The sequence below is a fragment of the Miniimonas sp. S16 genome, from assembly GCF_057748195.1.
Window position 1 is genome coordinate 1094545 of sequence record NZ_CM173242.1, and the last position, 17958, is coordinate 1112502.

The 17958-nt window shown below is 66.9% G+C and carries 8 protein-coding genes; 2 read left to right on the forward strand and 6 right to left on the reverse strand.

The annotated features are described in order from the left end of the window. Nucleotides 1-188: 188 nt before the first annotated feature. The 6 genes from AC3AQ1_RS04870 to AC3AQ1_RS04895 all read right to left on the reverse strand — a co-directional run bounded on the left by AC3AQ1_RS04870 (nucleotide 189) and on the right by AC3AQ1_RS04895 (nucleotide 14297). Nucleotides 189-3371: a right-handed parallel beta-helix repeat-containing protein gene (locus AC3AQ1_RS04870; protein ID WP_108718052.1), complete on the reverse strand. Its 3183-nt coding sequence runs from the start codon at nucleotides 3369-3371 to the stop codon at nucleotides 189-191. A 167-nt stretch (nucleotides 3372-3538) separates the two neighbouring features. After that, nucleotides 3539-4873: a tyrosine-protein kinase domain-containing protein gene (locus tag AC3AQ1_RS04875; protein WP_108718053.1), complete on the reverse strand. Its 1335-nt coding sequence runs from the start codon at nucleotides 4871-4873 to the stop codon at nucleotides 3539-3541. After that, nucleotides 4870-6216 (reverse strand): hypothetical protein, encoded by a 1347-nt coding sequence (locus AC3AQ1_RS04880; RefSeq protein WP_108718054.1) that lies wholly within the window; start codon nucleotides 6214-6216, stop codon nucleotides 4870-4872. The genes AC3AQ1_RS04875 and AC3AQ1_RS04880 overlap by 4 nt, the downstream gene beginning before the upstream one ends. Before the next feature lie 70 nt (nucleotides 6217-6286). Then, the gene (locus AC3AQ1_RS04885; RefSeq protein ID WP_159096381.1) at nucleotides 6287-7387 is read right to left on the reverse strand and encodes an acyltransferase family protein; all 1101 of its coding nucleotides are present in this window, start codon (nucleotides 7385-7387) and stop codon (nucleotides 6287-6289) included. 132 nt (nucleotides 7388-7519) lie between these two features. Further along, on the reverse strand, nucleotides 7520-13900 hold the full coding sequence (locus AC3AQ1_RS04890) for a beta strand repeat-containing protein (protein ID WP_108718056.1): 6381 nt from the start codon (nucleotides 13898-13900) through the stop codon (nucleotides 7520-7522). 124 nt (nucleotides 13901-14024) lie between these two features. Then, a complete protein-coding gene (locus tag AC3AQ1_RS04895; protein WP_234417791.1) occupies nucleotides 14025-14297 on the reverse strand; it encodes a hypothetical protein in 273 nt (90 codons plus the stop codon). A gap of 544 nt (nucleotides 14298-14841) precedes the next feature. Between AC3AQ1_RS04895 and AC3AQ1_RS04900 the strand changes: the two genes are divergently transcribed. Both AC3AQ1_RS04900 and AC3AQ1_RS04905 read left to right on the forward strand, forming a co-directional pair. After that, a complete protein-coding gene (locus tag AC3AQ1_RS04900; protein ID WP_159096383.1) occupies nucleotides 14842-16758 on the forward strand; it encodes a glycosyltransferase in 1917 nt (638 codons plus the stop codon). Beyond that, nucleotides 16755-17957: a glycosyltransferase gene (locus AC3AQ1_RS04905; protein ID WP_108718058.1), complete on the forward strand. Its 1203-nt coding sequence runs from the start codon at nucleotides 16755-16757 to the stop codon at nucleotides 17955-17957. Before AC3AQ1_RS04900 ends, AC3AQ1_RS04905 begins: the two co-directional genes overlap by 4 nt. The last annotated feature ends 1 nt before the right edge of the window (nucleotide 17958 follow it).

Below are 17958 nucleotides of genomic sequence, written 5' to 3' on the forward strand. Positions count from 1 at the left end.
CGGGCCCCGATCGACCGCCGGGCGGGGGTCGCGGGTGCGTTGTCCAGTGTAGGTCGGGGGTCCGACACGTCTCCGCCTCGTCGCGAGAAGTCGCCGCTCACCTCTCGACGAGCGACTCTCGCCTCGTCGCGGAGTCCGGCTACGTCGAGGTCGCTCTCCCGGGATCGGGAGAGCGACCTCAACGAAGCTCAGCGCTGGGGGCCCAGGACCTTACTCCCGGACGTCAGGCCCGGCGTCCTCGCGCTGACGGCCGCAGGCACGGCCTGCGCTACCTGCGCGGCCTTCGCCGCGACGGTCGAGGTCACGACGCCCGAGGAGGTCAGCGGATACGCTGCTGCACCCGTGTACTCGAGGCTCGACTTGTCCTGCCCCGTACCCGCCTGGTAAGAGGCGAGGTTCGCGTACGTTCGCCAGTTGCCACCCACCGAGTCCACCGACCAACGAACTAGCTCGGATGGAGTCGACGTAGTCGCCCGGTAGAACACGTTCCCGTTGAAGGTGAAGCCCATCTGGCTAGCCGTTCGCGCCTTCGTGCCGTCGTACACACAGAGCGCCGCGCACCAGCGGTCCGATCCCGTCTGACCGATGATCACGTTGTTGCGCGCCGTCGAGTTGCCGATCTTCCATGTCATCTCGGGGTCGTTGGGGTAGCGGGGGTCACGCCCAGTTGCGGTGGGACCATAGGTACGCGAGTCCTGCTGGAACATCAGCGCGATTCGGCTCCCCCCGATGGAGTTGTTCCACAGGTCCACGCGATCCGTGTTCATCACGACCAGACCGGTGGCGCCGTTATCGATCACCACGTTGTTGGACACAAGAGACTTCGAGGACAGTTCAACAACGAGTCCGTTCCCGGTGTTTCGCGAGATCTCGTTTGACACGATCGAAGAGTTGAACACCGACTCGTCCATCCAGAGCCCCGTTCCGGTGTTGTCCGAGAAAATGCTCTGTCGGAACTCCACATTTCGAGATCGGCTCATCTTGAAGCCACCAGAGAACGGCGAAGTGTTGAACTTCTCAACATTGTTGTTGGTCGCCAGCACGCGCGTTACGACGAGGCCGTCTGCATTATTGGCATGGAACCCCATGCGGCCGTTCCCACGTGACGTGACATTAGTGATCGAGCCGTTGATTGCATCGAAGCTCAGCCCGATCGAACCATTCTGCTCGAGGACCACGTTCTCGATCGTCGTCGCGACGGCGGGCTTATCCACCCGAACCGCACCCATCTCGAAGGTAGGGACCGCATAGCGCCGGATCCCGATTCCGCGAATCGTGTAGTTGGGCGTCTGCACGGCGAGGGCCATGGCAAGGTCTGACGCTCGAACCTCCTTCCCGGTTGGGTCGCTGCCGACATACAGCTTGTCCGCCGCGTAGTCTACGTAGAACTTCCCCGCAGTGACCTGCGCAAGACTGCCCACCTGAGCGAGCGCGACGCCGCTCAGCCAGACCTGGTCGGGATGCGACGCCATCGGATAGTTCTTGTTGACGGAAACCCATCCTTCGGCCTCACCGTCAGGCGCGCCCTTGGTGAAGGTGGGACTCGCGTCGAACTCCGCAGTCCAGCCGGACTTCACCCAGACCGAGCCCGACTTCGCCCACCCAGACACGACCGAACTTCCGTCCAGCCACACCGCCTCTTTGGGGTATGCCTGAATCGTGAGCGCCTTGTTCGCATTCAGTTTGACGTTCTCGTGGTACGAGCCAGCGCGGAGGACGATCGTCGCCCCCTTTGCGGCGAGCTCCTGGGCTCGCGCCAGCGTCTTGAGCGGGGCGGCCTGAGTTCCAGCCGACGAGTCCGAGCCGGACGGAGAGACGAAGACTGCACCCGCAGGGATGGCGTAGGCGGTTGTGCCAACGACCGCGGAACCGACCGTTCCTGTTGACGGAGTCGGCACGTCCGGAACTTCCACCGGCGCGGACGTTGGAGCGGCCGAAGCGGAAGGGCTCGGCGACGTAGTCGGAGCCGGCGCTGGCGTCGTCGGTGCCGGAGTGGGAGAGACCGCTCCAACCGAGGAACTGGCCGTGACGTCGAGCGACTTGACCCGGAGGGTCGCAGCGTCGCTGGTCCCAGCGAGGTAGGTCCAAAGCCCCGCACTCGCCTGAGCCTTGATCGCTGCGGCGGATGAGTCGGTGAAGGTCACCGTCTCGGTCGAGCTCCCGGACATCACCGCGAGGGTGAGACTCACACCGGCGCTGGTGTCCACCGAGTCGAGCGCCACTGTCACCTCAGACCCGACTGCGACCGTGGGACCCGCGCCACTGGCGAGCGTGGTCACCGCTGAGGCGGTCCCGTCAAGACGGTCCAGCAGAACTCTCGTCGCGCCCGAGGGCTGCACCGTCACAGTTCCTCGGTAGCCCGACCAGCCACTCGAGCGCGCGAGCACGCCGTAGCGGACGCCTCCACCGGAGCTCGGAAGCTTGTCGAACCCGACCGTTGACGTCACGCGCACGTCGGACGCTTTCACGCCCGAGAAGGTGGCACTCCCCATCGCCCCCCCGCCGGTGAGGTTGATCGTGTCCGGGGCGCCGAAAATCGACCTGTTGACGAAGGTCATGGGACCACCGCTCGCCGGGCTGTCCCACGTTGCCGACGTGCTCGACCGCCCAGCGCCGCCCAGTACGGAAGCTCCGGATCGAGCCTGATAGCCGATCAGGGAGAGCACCGCACCCGTCGACTGCCCCGATGGCGAGTACGCCCACCAAGAGACGCCACCCGTCGCAAGCCTCTTCGCCGACCCGTCCGATGCCGACACCGATGCGACCTCTGGACGAGGACCGCTCGTCCTCCAAGCGCGCGCCTCGAGCGCGACGGGAGACTGCCCCGAGACGGAGAGCTCGAGCGTCACGGTGTCGCCGAGGGCGAGCCCGGAGAGCGCCAGCTTCTCTGCCGCAAGCGAAGTGACGGCAGAAGCGGAGCCGTCCATCCTGTCGAGTGAAATAAGCAAGCGCCCGTCGGGCGCCCACCGCGCTACTGCTCGGTAGAGCGAGTCTCCGACACGACGCGCCTCCGTTGCGACTCGCACTCCCGAGCCCGCGGAGGCGAGGCTGGTGGTCGTGAACGACACCGTCTGGACGACGTCTTGTGCCTGAACGCCCGCGAGGCTCCATCGCGCCATGGAACCCGCCTTGGAGACGTCTACCACGCCATCAGCCGGAAACCGACCGGCGGTCTCGTAGGTCGTCGAAGCACCTTGCTCCGTCCACCCTGCGCCACCGACGACACCTAGCGAGCCGGTCGACTGGTCGGGAGCCGCGGTCGAAGGCGCCAATGCCGTGGTGACGAGCGCGATGGTTGCGATGAGGGCGAATGACACCCGACGGACATGGCTGTGAGCGCGGCCGGCTGGCCGCTCGGCGAGGAAGCGCACGGGTCGTACTCCTGGGTAGGTGGCGCCCCCGCCGGGACACACCGTACCTTGCCCGAACGGGCAATCACAGGTGATCGTGCAAGATGTCACGATCTGGTAACACCTCGTCACGAGGTGGCTCGCCCAACTGCCCGGGCCCTCCGGCTCGATCGGCGCAGATGAGCCGACTAGCGCTCGTCGGTGCCGTATCCGTAACTAGAAGCGTGCCCGGTGCGCACCTTGTTGAGCACCACGCCCATGACGGACGCACCGCCGGTGCGCAACCCCTCGGCGGCATGTCGGAGCTGCGTCCGGCTCGTTCGCGTCGTGTCGACGACTATGAGAGCGCCCTGGCTTACGCGGGACATCGTGACCGCGTCCGCCACCGGCAGGACCGGCGGCGAATCGAGCAGGATGACGTCGTACTGCTCTTCGAGCGCATCGACGAGCTCGGCCAGAGTGTGGCGACTCACGAGGTCGGAAGGGTTGGGCGGCTGGGAGCCTGAGGCGATCACGTCGAGTCCCTCGTACACGGGCTGGATGACTTCCTCCAGCTCAACCTCACCGATCAGGAGCTCCGTGAGCCCCGCTCCTCCTTCGAGCCCAAGGTACTTCGCGACTGTAGGCTTGCGGAGGTCGCCGTCGATCAGTAGCACCCGATCGCCCGCTCCGGCGAGAGCGACCGCGAGGTTCACTGCGACCGTGGACTTCCCTTCTCCCGCTACCGCGCTCGTGACCAAGATCCGCAGCGCCTCACCCTTCACGGCAAGGAAGTGCAGGTTTGTCCGGAGCCGGCGCACGTCCTCTGCCAATGCCCCGGTCGTTTCTGTGTCGAGAATGACGGGGCCTTTGCGCGAGAGCCTGATCCGTCCGACAACGGTCGAACCGGACGCTGCGTCTGCCTCGGTCTCGCGCCGGACTCGCGTGTCAAGGGCCGCCCAGAGCAGCGCCGCTAGCACGCCCACGATCGCGCCGATCGCCGCTCCTGTGATCGCGTTGCGACGCGTGTTCGGCGCGAACTGGGCGAGAGGTGGCACCGCATCCGCGACGACGGTCGCGGTGATTCGAGGCTGGCCCGCCTCGCTCTCCGGCGACAGGGTCGCTACCACCTCGGTCAGCCGCTGGGCCACTGCATTGGCGACGTCCGCCGCTTGTTGCGGATCGGAACTGACCGCGGTGATGCTCAAGATCACGCTGTCCTTGGCTGTCGAGGCGGTGATGGTGCGGGCCAGAGCCTTCACGCTCATATCAAGATCCAGGTCATCGACCACGTCGTCGAGCACGATCGGCATCGTCGCGAGCTCCGCGAACGAGAGCATCTGACTCTGCGTGTAGTTCGCACCCTGGTTCAGGTCCGTGCCCGAACTGCTCGCCGTGGCCGAGAAGAAGAGGCTGGCTGACGTCTGGTACATGGGGACCGCGTTCAGTGAGGCAGCGATAAACCCTCCCGCCACCACCACCACTGCGGTGAGGACCACCCACCATCGCTTCCTCAGCGTCTCGAGCGCTCCGGTCATTGTCATGTCAGTTCCCCCTGAACGAAAAGCCTCTGAAGGCCAGCTTGACCACTACCACGTACTTCTGTGCTCGGGCCCGCGCGAACCCCAGTGAAGAGCGTTGTCTCCTCCGTAGAACGCAGGGTGCCCACCGTGACGGCGACGCCAGCCACGAACCAGAGGAACGTCGTGTACTGCGTGATGAACGCCACGCTCGTGAGCGCCGGAAGCGACGCAGCCACGGCGATCGCGCCGGGGTTCGCCGGACGACGGAAAGCCGCCACCAACGCCGCCACGTACAGTGCCGCCAGGACGACCAGAACGATGATCCCGAAGCGCAGGCCGATGAGGATCAGCTCGCTGTCGATCGATCGAAAGGCTCCGAAGTACGCCCTGCCATCGGCAGTCTGCTGCAGCGCGTCGGAGGTACCTACGAATCTCATCTCGGGGATCAGTACCGTTAGTTGCTCGCGATAGTCAGCACTCTCTGACGCTTCGTCGCCCGCGTCGCTGAACACGCCCGCGATGAACGGGAGGACGAGGCCCGCGCCCGCGACAAGACCCACTCCCAGACCCCGTCGAATACGCGGTTGCACACGGTCCGTCATCACGAGGAGCGAGAGAATCAGCGCAATGACGGCGCACGCGATACCAAGACGGCTCAGCGTGAGCACCGTCGCCGCGAGCACAAGGGTGACTCCAACAGCCTTGGCACGACTCGATATTCTGGCCGCGAGCACGAAAGGTATTGCCAACGCGAGCGAAACGCCGAGTGCGATTGAGTGCCCGAACGCGCCCTCTACCCGAAGGAGGCCCCCGCGTTCCTGAAGCGGCCCCCACGTCGCGTAGAACGAGTTTCCCCGTGCGAGCAGTTCGACGAAGAGATTTCGGCGCGTCGCGGCCTCCAGCAGGCCAAGCACTGCGACCAGGACGAACGCGCGAGAGACCCAGAGATAGACGGCGTCCCCCCCGAGCACGCTCACAAGTATTCGTCCTGCCAGGTACGCGCTTCCCCATGCGACCAGAACGTCGAAGACCTCGCCGAAACCGACGAACCCCGCGAGGTACATGAGCACGACGAGCCCACCGACCCCCGCCAAACAGAGATCCACCAGCCCGAGGCGAAGCGAGCCGACCCCTATCAACGCGGCCGCAGAGAGCAGAGCCGCAGCAGTCGCCGGGGGGAAGTACCAGCTGACCGTCACGCCCATCCAGTAGGGCACGAGTGCGACCGACCCGATGAAGGCAACGAGACCGACTACGGGACGCCGTCGGATGAGCAAACCGAACGCGACGGCCGACACGAACGCGAGACCTACGAGCGCGAGGCGGTCGACCTGTGTCCCTGTCATGCCCTCACCCTCTTCCACGGTCTGCGTCGTTGGTGGCGGCGGCACCAGGTCGGGAGCGTACCCGACTGGATCCCGACGAGCAGTGGCCTCAGCTGACGGCGGCTCTAGGTCGCGTCGCTCCGCCGCCGGGGAGCGGCCCAGCGAAGGGCAAACGCCGCGACGCTCGGATGATCGGCCGCTCCACGAACCGATAGATCAGCGAGCATCCCACGAGCGCCGCGAGGACCGATCCGATCACCGACAACCAGCCCACGCGCCAACCGAGGTAGGCAAGCACGGCCGGGACGATCGGCGCGATGAGAGGATGAAAGAGGTAGACCGAGTAGGAGGCATCGCCGAGAAAGAGGACGAGGCGTGGCAGCCGGGGCGCCAGCCAGTCCTCGAGAGCAACGACGGTGAGCACGAGCGCACAGACAACCGCCATCCGGAACGGCGCATCACGGAACCACTCGAGGCGCCCCGCGAGGGCGAGACACACGGCTACGACACTCGCGAGCACTGCCAGGGGAACGAGCCAACGCCGCACACGCGGGCTGACGACGAGCTTGGCGATCGTCATGCCGATCACGAAGTAGAGCACCACGCGATCCAGGTAGAAGCCCCAGACGATCGTCGAGTCCTCGCCAAGCCCGAGGCCCTGCCCGGCTGCCACCAGGACCATGACGACGGTCGAGAAGATGTACGGACTGACCCGGAGCAAAAGCGCGACACAGAACACCGCGTAGAAGAACATCTCGAACGTCAAGGTCCAACCGACTCCAAGCACGGGCTCGACCACGCCCACTTCATTCCTCGTCGGAAGGAAGAAGTAGGAGGCAACGAGGTGCTCCGGGTTGAGTGCGTTGTTGATCGCGACGCCAGGTATCGCGAGCACCGTCAAGATCTTGACCGTCGTCGCAATCCAGTACATCGGGACGATCCGAGTCACCCGCCGCATCGCGAAGTACCGCCACCCGCCGGACAGGCGGCGGAAAGGCGGCGCCGTGATCATCATGACGAAACCCGAGATCACGAAGAAGATGTCGACACCGACCGTCCCCGCCTGCCAGACAGGCATCTCGGGCTCAAGACGATCAGATGCGTACAGAGTCGAGTGCGTGACGACGACCAGCGCGGCAGCCACGAAGCGAAGGGCCTGAATGCCGAGGTAGTTTCGTGGCCGCACGACCTGCTCCGGAGGGTTCAGCACGGCACCGAGTCCTCCCCCGAGTCGAGCGCTCGACAGATCCTGTCAGTCTCCTGGTGCGCCCGCGAGGCGCCACTGCTCTCACGGTAGCGCCGTGGTCGGGAGGCAGGCCTCCCGACCACGGCGTTCACCGAGTCAGCCGAGCGCGACGGCGTTGTAGTTGTCGAAGGTGGTGGTGAACGGGAACGCGCCGATGGTGGAGCCAGCCCACGAGGCCAGCGCCAGCGTCCCCGCGTCCTGCAGCGCATCCGTGGAGTCGGTCACGTTCGCCTGCCACGCCGAGGGCTCGCTCGCCCCAGCCGCCCAAACCTTGGCCCGCAGTGTCGTGGTGCCGGTGCCCTCAGCCTGGAACCGCACGTTCAGCACCTGACCTGGCGTGTAAGTGATGCCCGGCACGATCACGTAGGCCAGTGAGGTCTCCGTGGTGTTCACCGCCGACACCTGCAGCACCACCACACCAGCCGCGTTCACGATCGCCTTCGCCCGGTAGTCCGACGTCTGACCCGATGCACGCACCGAGACGAAGCCCTGCACCGTGCTCGCCGAGGGACGCGACCCGAAGGACAGCTGCGTGGTCACGTCCACATCCCGGGCACTCACGGACCCGAGCTGCGCGAACGTCGACCCACCCGCAGTGAGCGTCATGGTCCCGGCCGAGCCGTTGGTCGCGTACCGAGAAGCCGCACCCGCCAGCGTCCAGGCGCCGCCCGCATCGGCCGACCCCCAGCCGTTAGCGGTCGTGCGACCGAACGCATCGGAAGCAACCACCGAGGTGGCCGGCGGAGCCGTCACCGTCACCGGGGCCGACACCGTCCCGGTCGCACCCTTGTCGTCCGTCACCACGAGCGTCACCGTGTACGTCCCGGCCGCCGCGTACGAGTGCGACGACGCCACACCCGTACCCGTCGCCCCGTCACCGAAGTCCCACGCGTACGACAGCGCAGCACCCTCCGGATCCGAAGAACCGGAACCGTTCACCGACACCGCCAGATCCGACACCGACGACGAGAACAGCGCCACCGGCGCCGCGTTCGGTGCCGGCGCACCGATGGTGGTGGCCTTGTAGTTGTCGAAGGTGGTGGTGAACGGGAACGCGCCGATGGTGGAGCCAGCCCACGAGGCCAGCGCCAGCGTCCCCGCGTCCTGCAGCGCATCCGTGGAGTCGGTCACGTTCGCCTGCCACGCCGAGGGCTCGCTCGCCCCAGCCGCCCAAACCTTGGCCCGCAGTGTCGTGGTGCCGGTGCCCTCAGCCTGGAACCGCACGTTCAGCACCTGACCTGGCGTGTAAGTGATGCCCGGCACGATCACGTAGGCCAGTGAGGTCTCCGTGGTGTTCACCGCCGACACCTGCAGCACCACCACACCAGCCGCGTTCACGATCGCCTTCGCCCGGTAGTCCGACGTCTGACCCGATGCACGCACCGAGACGAAGCCCTGCACCGTGCTCGCCGAGGGACGCGACCCGAAGGACAGCTGCGTGGTCACGTCCACATCCCGGGCACTCACGGACCCGAGCTGCGCGAACGTCGACCCACCCGCAGTGAGCGTCATGGTCCCGGCCGAGCCGTTGGTCGCGTACCGAGAAGCCGCACCCGCCAGCGTCCAGGCGCCGCCCGCATCGGCCGACCCCCAGCCGTTAGCGGTCGTGCGACCGAACGCATCGGAAGCAACCACCGAGGTGGCCGGCGGAGCCGTCACCGTCACCGGGGCCGACACCGTCCCGGTCGCACCCTTGTCGTCCGTCACCACGAGCGTCACCGTGTACGTCCCGGCCGCCGCGTACGAGTGCGACGACGCCACACCCGTACCCGTCGCCCCGTCACCGAAGTCCCACGCGTACGACAGCGCAGCACCCTCCGGATCCGAAGAACCGGAACCGTTCACCGACACCGCCAGATCCGACACCGACGACGAGAACAGCGCCACCGGCGCGCGGTTCGGTGCAACCACCGTGACCGAGCGGGTCGTGGAGCCGGTCGCGCCGAGCGGGTCGCTCACCGTCAGGGTGACCGTGTACTGCCCGGCGCTCGCGTAGGTGTGCGAGGTCGTCGCGCCAGTGGCGGTGGCCCCGTCCCCGAAGGACCAGGCGTACGTCAGCGCGCCGTTCTCGGGATCGCTGGACCCCGTGCCGTCTGCGGACACCGACAGCCCGTCGAGCGCGACCGTGAAGGACGCCGTGGGCGCCTGGTTCGCGGCTACGACGGTGACCTGCTGGCTGGAGTGCGCGCTCCCGCCGTTGGCGTCGGTCACCGTGAGCGTCACCGTGTACGTCCCGGCGGTCGCGTACGTGTGACTCGCCGCGGCGCCGGAACCGGTTGCACCGTCACCGAAGGACCACGCGTAGGTCAGGGGCCGGCCCTCGGGGTCGCTCGACGCGGAGGCGTCTACCGAGACCGCGAGAGCAGTGTGCTGCAGCGAGAACAGCGCCGTCGGGTCAGCGTTCACGACCGTGACGCTGGAGGTGGTGCTGCCCGATGCGCCGCTGCCGTCCGTGACGGTGAGTCCGACCGTGTACGTGTCAGAGCTGGAGTAGATGTGCTCCGCAGTAGCACCGGTGGCGTGCGCGCCGTCACCGAAGTCCCAGGCGTACGTGAGCGCGTCACCCTCGGGATCCGAGGACTGCGAGCCGTCCACGGACAGCCGCAGACCGTTCGTCGTCACCGAGAACGCCGCCGTCGGGCCGACGTTCGCGGGAGCGACCGTGACACGCACCGTCTTCGTCGCCGTCTTGCCAGCCCCGTCCGTGACGACCAGCGTCACGTCGTAGGACCCGCGTGCTGCGTAGGTGTGCTGGGCGGTAGCCCCGGTCGCGTGCGCGCCGTCACCGAAGTCCCACGCGAAGCCGAGCGCTGTGCCCTCCGGGTCCGCTGAGGCCGAACCGTCCACCGAGACGGCCAGCTCGTTGACGCCGAGCGTGAAGTCCACGGTCGGCGGGAGGTTCGGCTTCACCACCGTCACGTCGTGCGAGACGGTCGCCGTGCCGCCGCGGTTGTCGGTCACGACGAGCTTCACCGTGAACGTGCCGCTGTCGGCGTACGTGTGCGAGGTCGACGCGCCGGTCGCAGTCGCGCCGTCGCCGAACTCCCATGCGTAGGTGCTGATCGCTCCGTCACTGTCCGCGGACGCCGATGCGTCGGCAGCGACCGTCAGGTCGGTGACCGTCGGCGTGAAAGCTGCGGTCGGCAAGACGTTGGCGGGGAGGACCGTGACGGTGCGTGTAGTCGTCGCCGACAGCCCTCGCGAGTTCGTGACGGTGAGGCTCACCGTCTTGTCGCCGCCGGTGGCGTACGTGTGGGACGCGGTTGCGCCCGTCGCCGTGGTGCCGTCACCGAAGTCCCACGCGAAGGTGATCTCGCGGTCGTTCGGGTCCGACGACGCCAAGGCGTCCACCGTCACCGCGAGGTCCGTGGCGTGCACGTCGAAGGTGGCCGTCGGCCCCTCCTCCGGCACGGGCGGCTGGCCTGTGGTTCCGAGCGCGTAGTGCAGGATCGCGTCGTCCCAGGTCAGGGCGGTGCCGTAGATCGCCGTCTCGTCGACCGTGGCGTTGAGAGTCTGACCGCCCGAGCCCCAGTTGTTGTCGCCACCGATTCGCCAGTGGCCGCTGTAGTCCTGAGCGGACGTCTGTGGGTTGGTACCGACGCGGTCACCGTCGACGTACAGCACCAGACCGCTCGCGCCCTGGACCGCCATCACGTGGTGCCACGTGCCGTCGTTGTACGACTTCGGGGACGTCACGGTGTTCGTCTGGCCCGTCCACGTGCCGAACGTCAGCTGGCCGTCGCGCTCCATGTAGACCTGGCGGTCGTAGCTGCCCGACGTGTTGGTTGTGCCGTCGCCGAACCCGATGAGCCGGCCGCCCGAGGTCGAGCTCGTCTTGAACCAGGTCTCGAGAGTGAACGAGCCCGGCGAGGAGAACTGCCTCGTCGTGTAGCCCCACCCGTTGTCGGGGCCGATCTGCAGTCCAGAGCCAGTCGATCCGAAGAGCGCACCGTCGGAGGTCCGAGCAGTCGCCCCGACAAGGGCGCCGTCGTTGCTGTTTCCGCTCGTGTCGGTCAGCACCGATCCGCTGGTCTCGCTGTATCGCCAGTACACATCGGGCTCCGCACCGACCACCGAGCGGCCGTATGCGTCGGTCGGGACCACATTCTCGGGCAACGTGTAGCCGGCCGTCGTGTAGTGGTCGCGAACCTGCGCCGTGGTGAGCACGCTCGGGTAGATCGCGACGTCGTCGATGTCGCCGTTGAAGTAGAAGCTCGAGGGCTGGTCCGGCCAGCCACCGATGTTGTCGCCGCCGATCCGCCAGTAGCCGGTGTAGCTCTGTGCGGTAGTCGTGTCGCTGCGCTGACCCACGCGCTTGCCGTCGACGTACAGCGTCTGGCCGTTCGGGCCGAGAGTCGCGACGACGTGGTGCCACTGCCCGTCGTTGTACGAGGTCGAGCTGCCGACCGTGCGCACCTCGTTGGGGTAGACACCGAAGATGATCCGTCCGTCGTTCGTCATGTAGACGTGTCGGTCGTAAGACCCGGAGTTGCCGCTGTTGCTGCCGCCAAAGCCGAGGATCTTGCCGCCGCTGGTCGACGTGGTACGGATCCACGCCTCGGCCGAGAACACGTTCGAACCGCTCGTTGCCTCGTTCGCGACGGCGAGACCGTCGCCGGAGCCGGAGAAGTGCGACGCCGTGCCGGCGTGGCTGAGGATGGCGCCCGTGACACCGCGCGTCACGCCGCCCTGGGCCGTGGCGTTGGCGCCATCGGCAAGATTGATTACGTCGGAGCCACTCGTCTCGCTGAGCGGCCAGAAGTTCGTTGCGCCGTCATCCAGCACCTTGGCGCCGTACGCGCCAAGAAGGTCCTGGTTCGACACGGTGACAGTCACACTGTTGGAGCGCGCCGTGTTGCCGAAAGGGTCAGTCGCCGTGACGTAGTAGGTCTGGGTCGAGCCAGGGGTGGCGCCCGTGTCCTTGACGGTGACGAACTTCGAGTTGATCTGGGAGTCCCAGAAGTTGTGCGTGATGTCCTGCGTGCTGACGAGTGTCGATCCGCGGTACACCTTGTAAGTGAGGGTCGCGTTGTCTCGGTCCCAGTTGATCGGGAACTTGAACCGCACCTCGCCCGCCTGCTGGGACGTAGCCGTGGGGACCCAGGTGGAGAACGACCGAACAGGACCGCCCTTGTTCGCAGCATTCGAAGGCACGGTGAATCGCACAAGGCCCTGCTGGGCGACACCGTTCACACCCTTGAACTCGCCCCCGTACACGACGTACTGGCTGTTGCCCGCGATGCTGAAGCCTGCCTGCGCCATTCCAGTGTACGTGCCCACGGTCCAGGAGTTCTCCCAGCTCAGAAGAGAGGGAGCGGGCTGTCCCGGGTGGTCCTGGTATCCGTAGATGTCCGCCGTGTTGACAGTCGTTGCGGCCTTGGAGAACGCCTGCGAGTGGTGGAAGGTCCAGGGGTCGGTCTGCGGGAAGCCGCCGATGTTGCCGCAGTAGTGAGCGTGAGACGCCGAGTAGACGACGCCGTTCTGCGGAAATACCCCGTAGGTGTCACCATGGCAGTCTGCGACCCAGTCGAGCGTCCCGGAGGCGTTGTCGATCATGAACGTGCCTTCGGTGTTCCCGCCGGCACCGAAGTGGTAGCCCGAGCCGTAGATGCCGTCCGCGTCCGCGGTGAGGGAGGTGATTCCCGACGCATCACCCGCATTTCGAATCTGAGCGTTGGCCGGCAAAGCCTGGGGTGCGCCAGTCACCGGATCGAGTGAACCCAACCCATAGAAATCAGAACCCGCCAACGTCGTGAAACGACCTCCGACGACGAGTCGGTCCTTCGTCGAGTTGAGCGTCAGCGCGGTCACGCTGGCGTTGGCGTCACCGACGAAGCTCGTGAGCGAGCCGTCGGACGCGTTGAACGCCGCAAGATACTTGCGGTCTACCAGCGTTCCGCCCGTCACGGAGGCCGCCTTGACGAAGTCGCCGCCGATGTACACGGTCGTGTTGGTCGCGGCCACGGAGAGGGCGTTCGAGGCCAGCGTCGGACGCCAGTTCGCCACGAGGGTGTTGGTGGCGGTGTCGAAGGCGGCAGCCTTGACGCGCCACTGGCCGTTCACCTGGCTGAAGTCGCCGACCACGTAGATCCGCTTGCCGTCGGGCGAGGCTTCGATGTCTCGCGCCTGACCGTTGAGAACGGGCGCGAAGCTGTCGATCAGGTTCCCGGTACGGATGTCATAGGCGAGGATGTTCGAACGGTCCACCTCGTTCTGGCCCAGCGCCGATCCAGCAGGGCGGGCCTTGGTGAAACTTCCGACCGCGTACACGGTGTTGCCCACCACGGCTTGCGCCCAGACAACTCCGTTGACCTGAACGGTGGGCAGGATGTCCGCCGTCACAGTCGTCGGCGTCGCCGGGTTGGTCGGATCGAGTGGTTTGGAGTCGGCCGCAGCCATTGCGGTGATCCCGAAGAACGTCATGCTCGTCGCGACGACAGTCGCGACGGCGCGGCCCAGAAGCGTGCGTGTATTCATGTTTCCCCCCGCGAGGCCCCACCCTCGCCGCGTGGTCGCCCACCCCCCACGGGGGACGACTCAGCCGAACCCTAACAGTCCTCCCAGATGCCTGGTAGTCGGGCAGGATGGCGTTACCAAAACGTTACGAGGCCGCTCCGACGTCCTCGAACACTGCCGTCGTCGAGCCGTCGGACGCCAGCACCGCGATCGTCAACCGATCGGTGCCCTCGGGCAGGCCGAACAGATACACCGCGCTCACGGCGGAAGCCGCGGGAACGCTTCCCGCGAACGGAGACTGCCGGTCGTCCTGCGCATACGTACGGGCAGGAGCCGCGTCGTCGCCGGTGTACGCAGCGACCGTGGTGCCGTCCAGTGCGATGGCCTCTCCACTGGTGTTCTCGATCTCGAGAGTCACCAGGAGCGCGGGACCGCTGACCTCGCCCAAGCCAGACGCCGTGCCGTCCGTGGCCTCGACACTTGTCATGGTGACCTGGAGCGAGTCCCCGAGCTGTCCCGCGCCTCCAGACGGGACGCTCTCCACGGGGCCCGGACCCAGCGGTGGGACGCCCAGGTCCGTCGTCTCGGCGCTCGGAGCGGTTGGGTCCGACGTCGTGGACGACTCGCCCGAAGTGCTGCCAGCAGTCGACGCCGACGGCTGGTCGTTGGTGGACGCTCCCGTGGCGCCGACGGCCCCAGACTGATCGTCCCCCTGACATGCGGAGATCGTCGCCGTCACGAGCAGCAGGAGAGCGACCCATCCCAGAGTCGCTCGCTTTGGTCGAGACGCCTTCGCGTTCGGCGCTTCTCCAGACATCTGTTCCCCCCAAAGAACCTCGCGCGTGGTCCCCTGTGTCCCGCGCGTGCACCGCCAGTCTAGTCGCGGGCCGCGAACCGGCCCGGTAGCGTGTTCTGAGATCGCTGCGCGCGTACGTCCACTCGCGTCAGAGAGGACTGGAGGCATGATGGCGAACAGCAGGACGGCAATCGTTGTCGTGAACTACGGGAGCAGTGCTCTGCTCGAGAGCAATCTCGTGGCGAGCGCGAGCACGACCGATCTCGTCGTGGTCGTCGACAACTGGACTGACGATGCTGAGCGCCAACGCGTGCGCCGGCTGGCCCGCGAACACGGTTGGCTGGTCGAGGAGCCCGCCACCAACACGGGCTTCGGGATCGGTATGAACCGCGGAGCCTCGCGAGCCCTCAGATGCGGAGCGACGTCGCTCGTGCTGCTCAACCCGGACGCAAGACTCGCGCCCGAGGACGTGGCACGGCTGGCTTCCCAGACGGAGGCAGACGCGGACATTCTTCTCGCCCCCCGGATCGAGCGCCCGGACGGGACGCCGTGGATGGGCACGACCATGGATCTCCGGCTTGCCGACGGGTCGGTCGCCAGCAGCCGCCGGCGGCCGCCTGGCGCCCAGGTCATGGAATGGGTGTCAGGTGCCGTGATGGCGCTGAGCGCCGACCTCTGGCGTCGTTCCGGCGGGTTCGATCCCGACTACTTCCTCTACTGGGAAGACGTCGACCTCTGCCGCCGCGTCCAAGCGGCAGGCGGCCGTGTGGCGGTCGACGAGTCCGTCATAGCGGTCCACGACGAGGGCGGCACGCATGCCGACGGGGGCGGGCGGGCGAAGTCCGAGACGTACTACTACTACAACATCCGGAACCGCAGTCTGTACGCGGCCAAATGGCTGGATCCAGCGTCCAGGCGCCGTTGGGCACTTCTCACCCCCCGGGTCGCGTGGGGCACGATCCTCACCGGAGGCCGTCGTCAGCTCGTGCACAGCGTGCGGCCGTGGCGCGCCTACGCGCGCGGACTCGCCGCGTCCATTCCCTTCGCGCTCGGACGCTCGCGCGGTCGGTCTCGTCGCACGGTCCGCGTTCTGGAGTCGTTCCCCGTCCCCTCCGAGCAGACGAACCCCTACATCGTCCAGCTGAGGGACGCGCTGCGCGCGTCGCCAGGCGTCGAGCTGACCTGCTGGAGCTGGCGTGACGCACTCACCGGCCGGTTCGACGTCTTCCACACGCACTGGACCGAGGCGCTCATCGAGCGACGCGGGTGGCGCTCCACGACCGTCCGCCGCGCGCTGTTCGGGATTTTCCTCGCCCGGCTGTGGGTGACCCGAACGCCGGTCGTGCGAACAGTGCACAACCTCGAGCTTCCTGACGGACTCTCGAACGTCGAGCGCCTATACCTACGAGTGGTAGACCGGCTCACGAGAGTCCGCATCGTCCTCAATGAGTTCACGCCCGAGGTCGCCAACGCGCGCAACGTCCTGATCGAGCACGGCGACTACCGCGCGTGGTTCGCGCCGCACGAACGGTCGGAGCCCGTCAGAGGTCGCATCGCGTTCATCGGCAAGGTGCGGCGCTACAAGAACGTCGAGGGACTCGTTCGCGCGTTCAAGCAGGTCGACGACGAGTCGTTCAGCCTCCACGTCGCCGGCAGCCCGTCCAGTGCCGACCTGGCAGAGTCACTGCTCGCCCTCTCCGCCGACGACGAGCGCGTCACGCTCGACCTGTCGTTCGTCGAGGACGCCCGCCTCGTGGCCGAGGTGACCCAGGCTGAGATCGTCGCGCTCCCGTACCACGAGATGCACAACTCGGGCAGCGTCCTGGCTGTGCTCTCGCTCGCCCGACCGGTACTGGTGCCGGATACACCGTTCAACCGCGCCCTAGCGTCCGAGGTCGGAGCACGCTGGGTGCATATGTTCGACGGCGAGCTCTCCTCGAGAACGCTCGTCGACGCCGTCGCGAGGGTACGCCGCGACGCCGGCGGCGAACCAGACCTGACGCGTCGAGACTGGAACGACGCCGGTCGCCGCCATCGGAATGCGTTCGTTCTCGCGCTGCGGACCGGAGGTGGCCGGGCATGAGAATCCTGGTGTGTGCGCTCGACTACCCGTACCCCGCGCGTGGCGGCGGACGAGCCGACATCTGGCGTCGGATCGAAGCCTTCGCTCGACTCGGTCACGAAGTCATGCTCGTCAACAACTACGACCCCACCAGCCCTCGACTTCCCGACGAGGAAGACTTGGCGACCATGGACGTGACGCTGGCGTCGCGCTTCTCATTCCCTCACGCCGACTCGCTTGCGCGAGCCGCTGGCCACATGATCAACCTCTGGCGTGTGCCGCTTCACGTCGCGCAACGCACGCCTCGTGCAGCCGACCAGCGCCGGCTCGACGCCGCTATCGGGCGGTTCAAACCCGACCTGATCTGGCTCGACGGACCGTGGTTCGGAGAACTCGCGCGTAGGCTCTCGGCTGACGGCACGACCCCTGTTGTCTACCGGTCCCACAACGTGGAGCATCTCTACCTCCGCCGACAGGCGTCGGCCGCCACGCGCGTCAAAGACCAGATCACCTGGCGGATCGCGTGCATCGGTCTCAAGCGGTACGAGCTCGCGATGATGACCAGCGCCGATGCCGTCTTCGACATCTCCCTAGACGACCTCGCGTTCTGGAGGGGCCTGGGCGTTCGCGGCGCCCAATGGCTGCCTCCACTTCCCGAGCTCGCGCTCCGCACGCCGTCTTCCGAGCGGGTCGAGACAGACATCCTCTTCGTCGGCGGACTCCGAACACCCAACAACGTCCAGGGGGTCCGCTGGCTTGCCAGCAAGGTGCTTCCGGTAGTTCGGCGCGAGCGGCCAGGCACCACTCTCGGTGTCGTCGGCTCGTACCCCCGAGATGAACTCACCGCTGAGCTTGCCGCCATCGAGGGAGTGCAGACGTATTACGACGTCCCGGACGTCACCCCGTACCAGTTCGGCGCGCGCGTTCTCACCAACCCCGTGGCAGTCGGGAGCGGTGTCCAGCTCAAGATGCTGGACATGCTGATGACGGACGCGCCGATCGTGACGACCAGCCAGGGAGTCTCCGGCCTGCCGCCTGCCAGCCTGAATCAGTTCGACATCGCGAACTCGGTTGAGGACTTCGCCGCCGCAATCCTCCGCCGACTCGACGACCCTGCGGTCGACCGCGACGCGAGGCAGTCGGCGCGTAGCCTGTTCGATCTGCACTCCATCAGCCACGCGCTCGCAACGATTCCGCAGGCATCGCGCCGTACTGACTGAA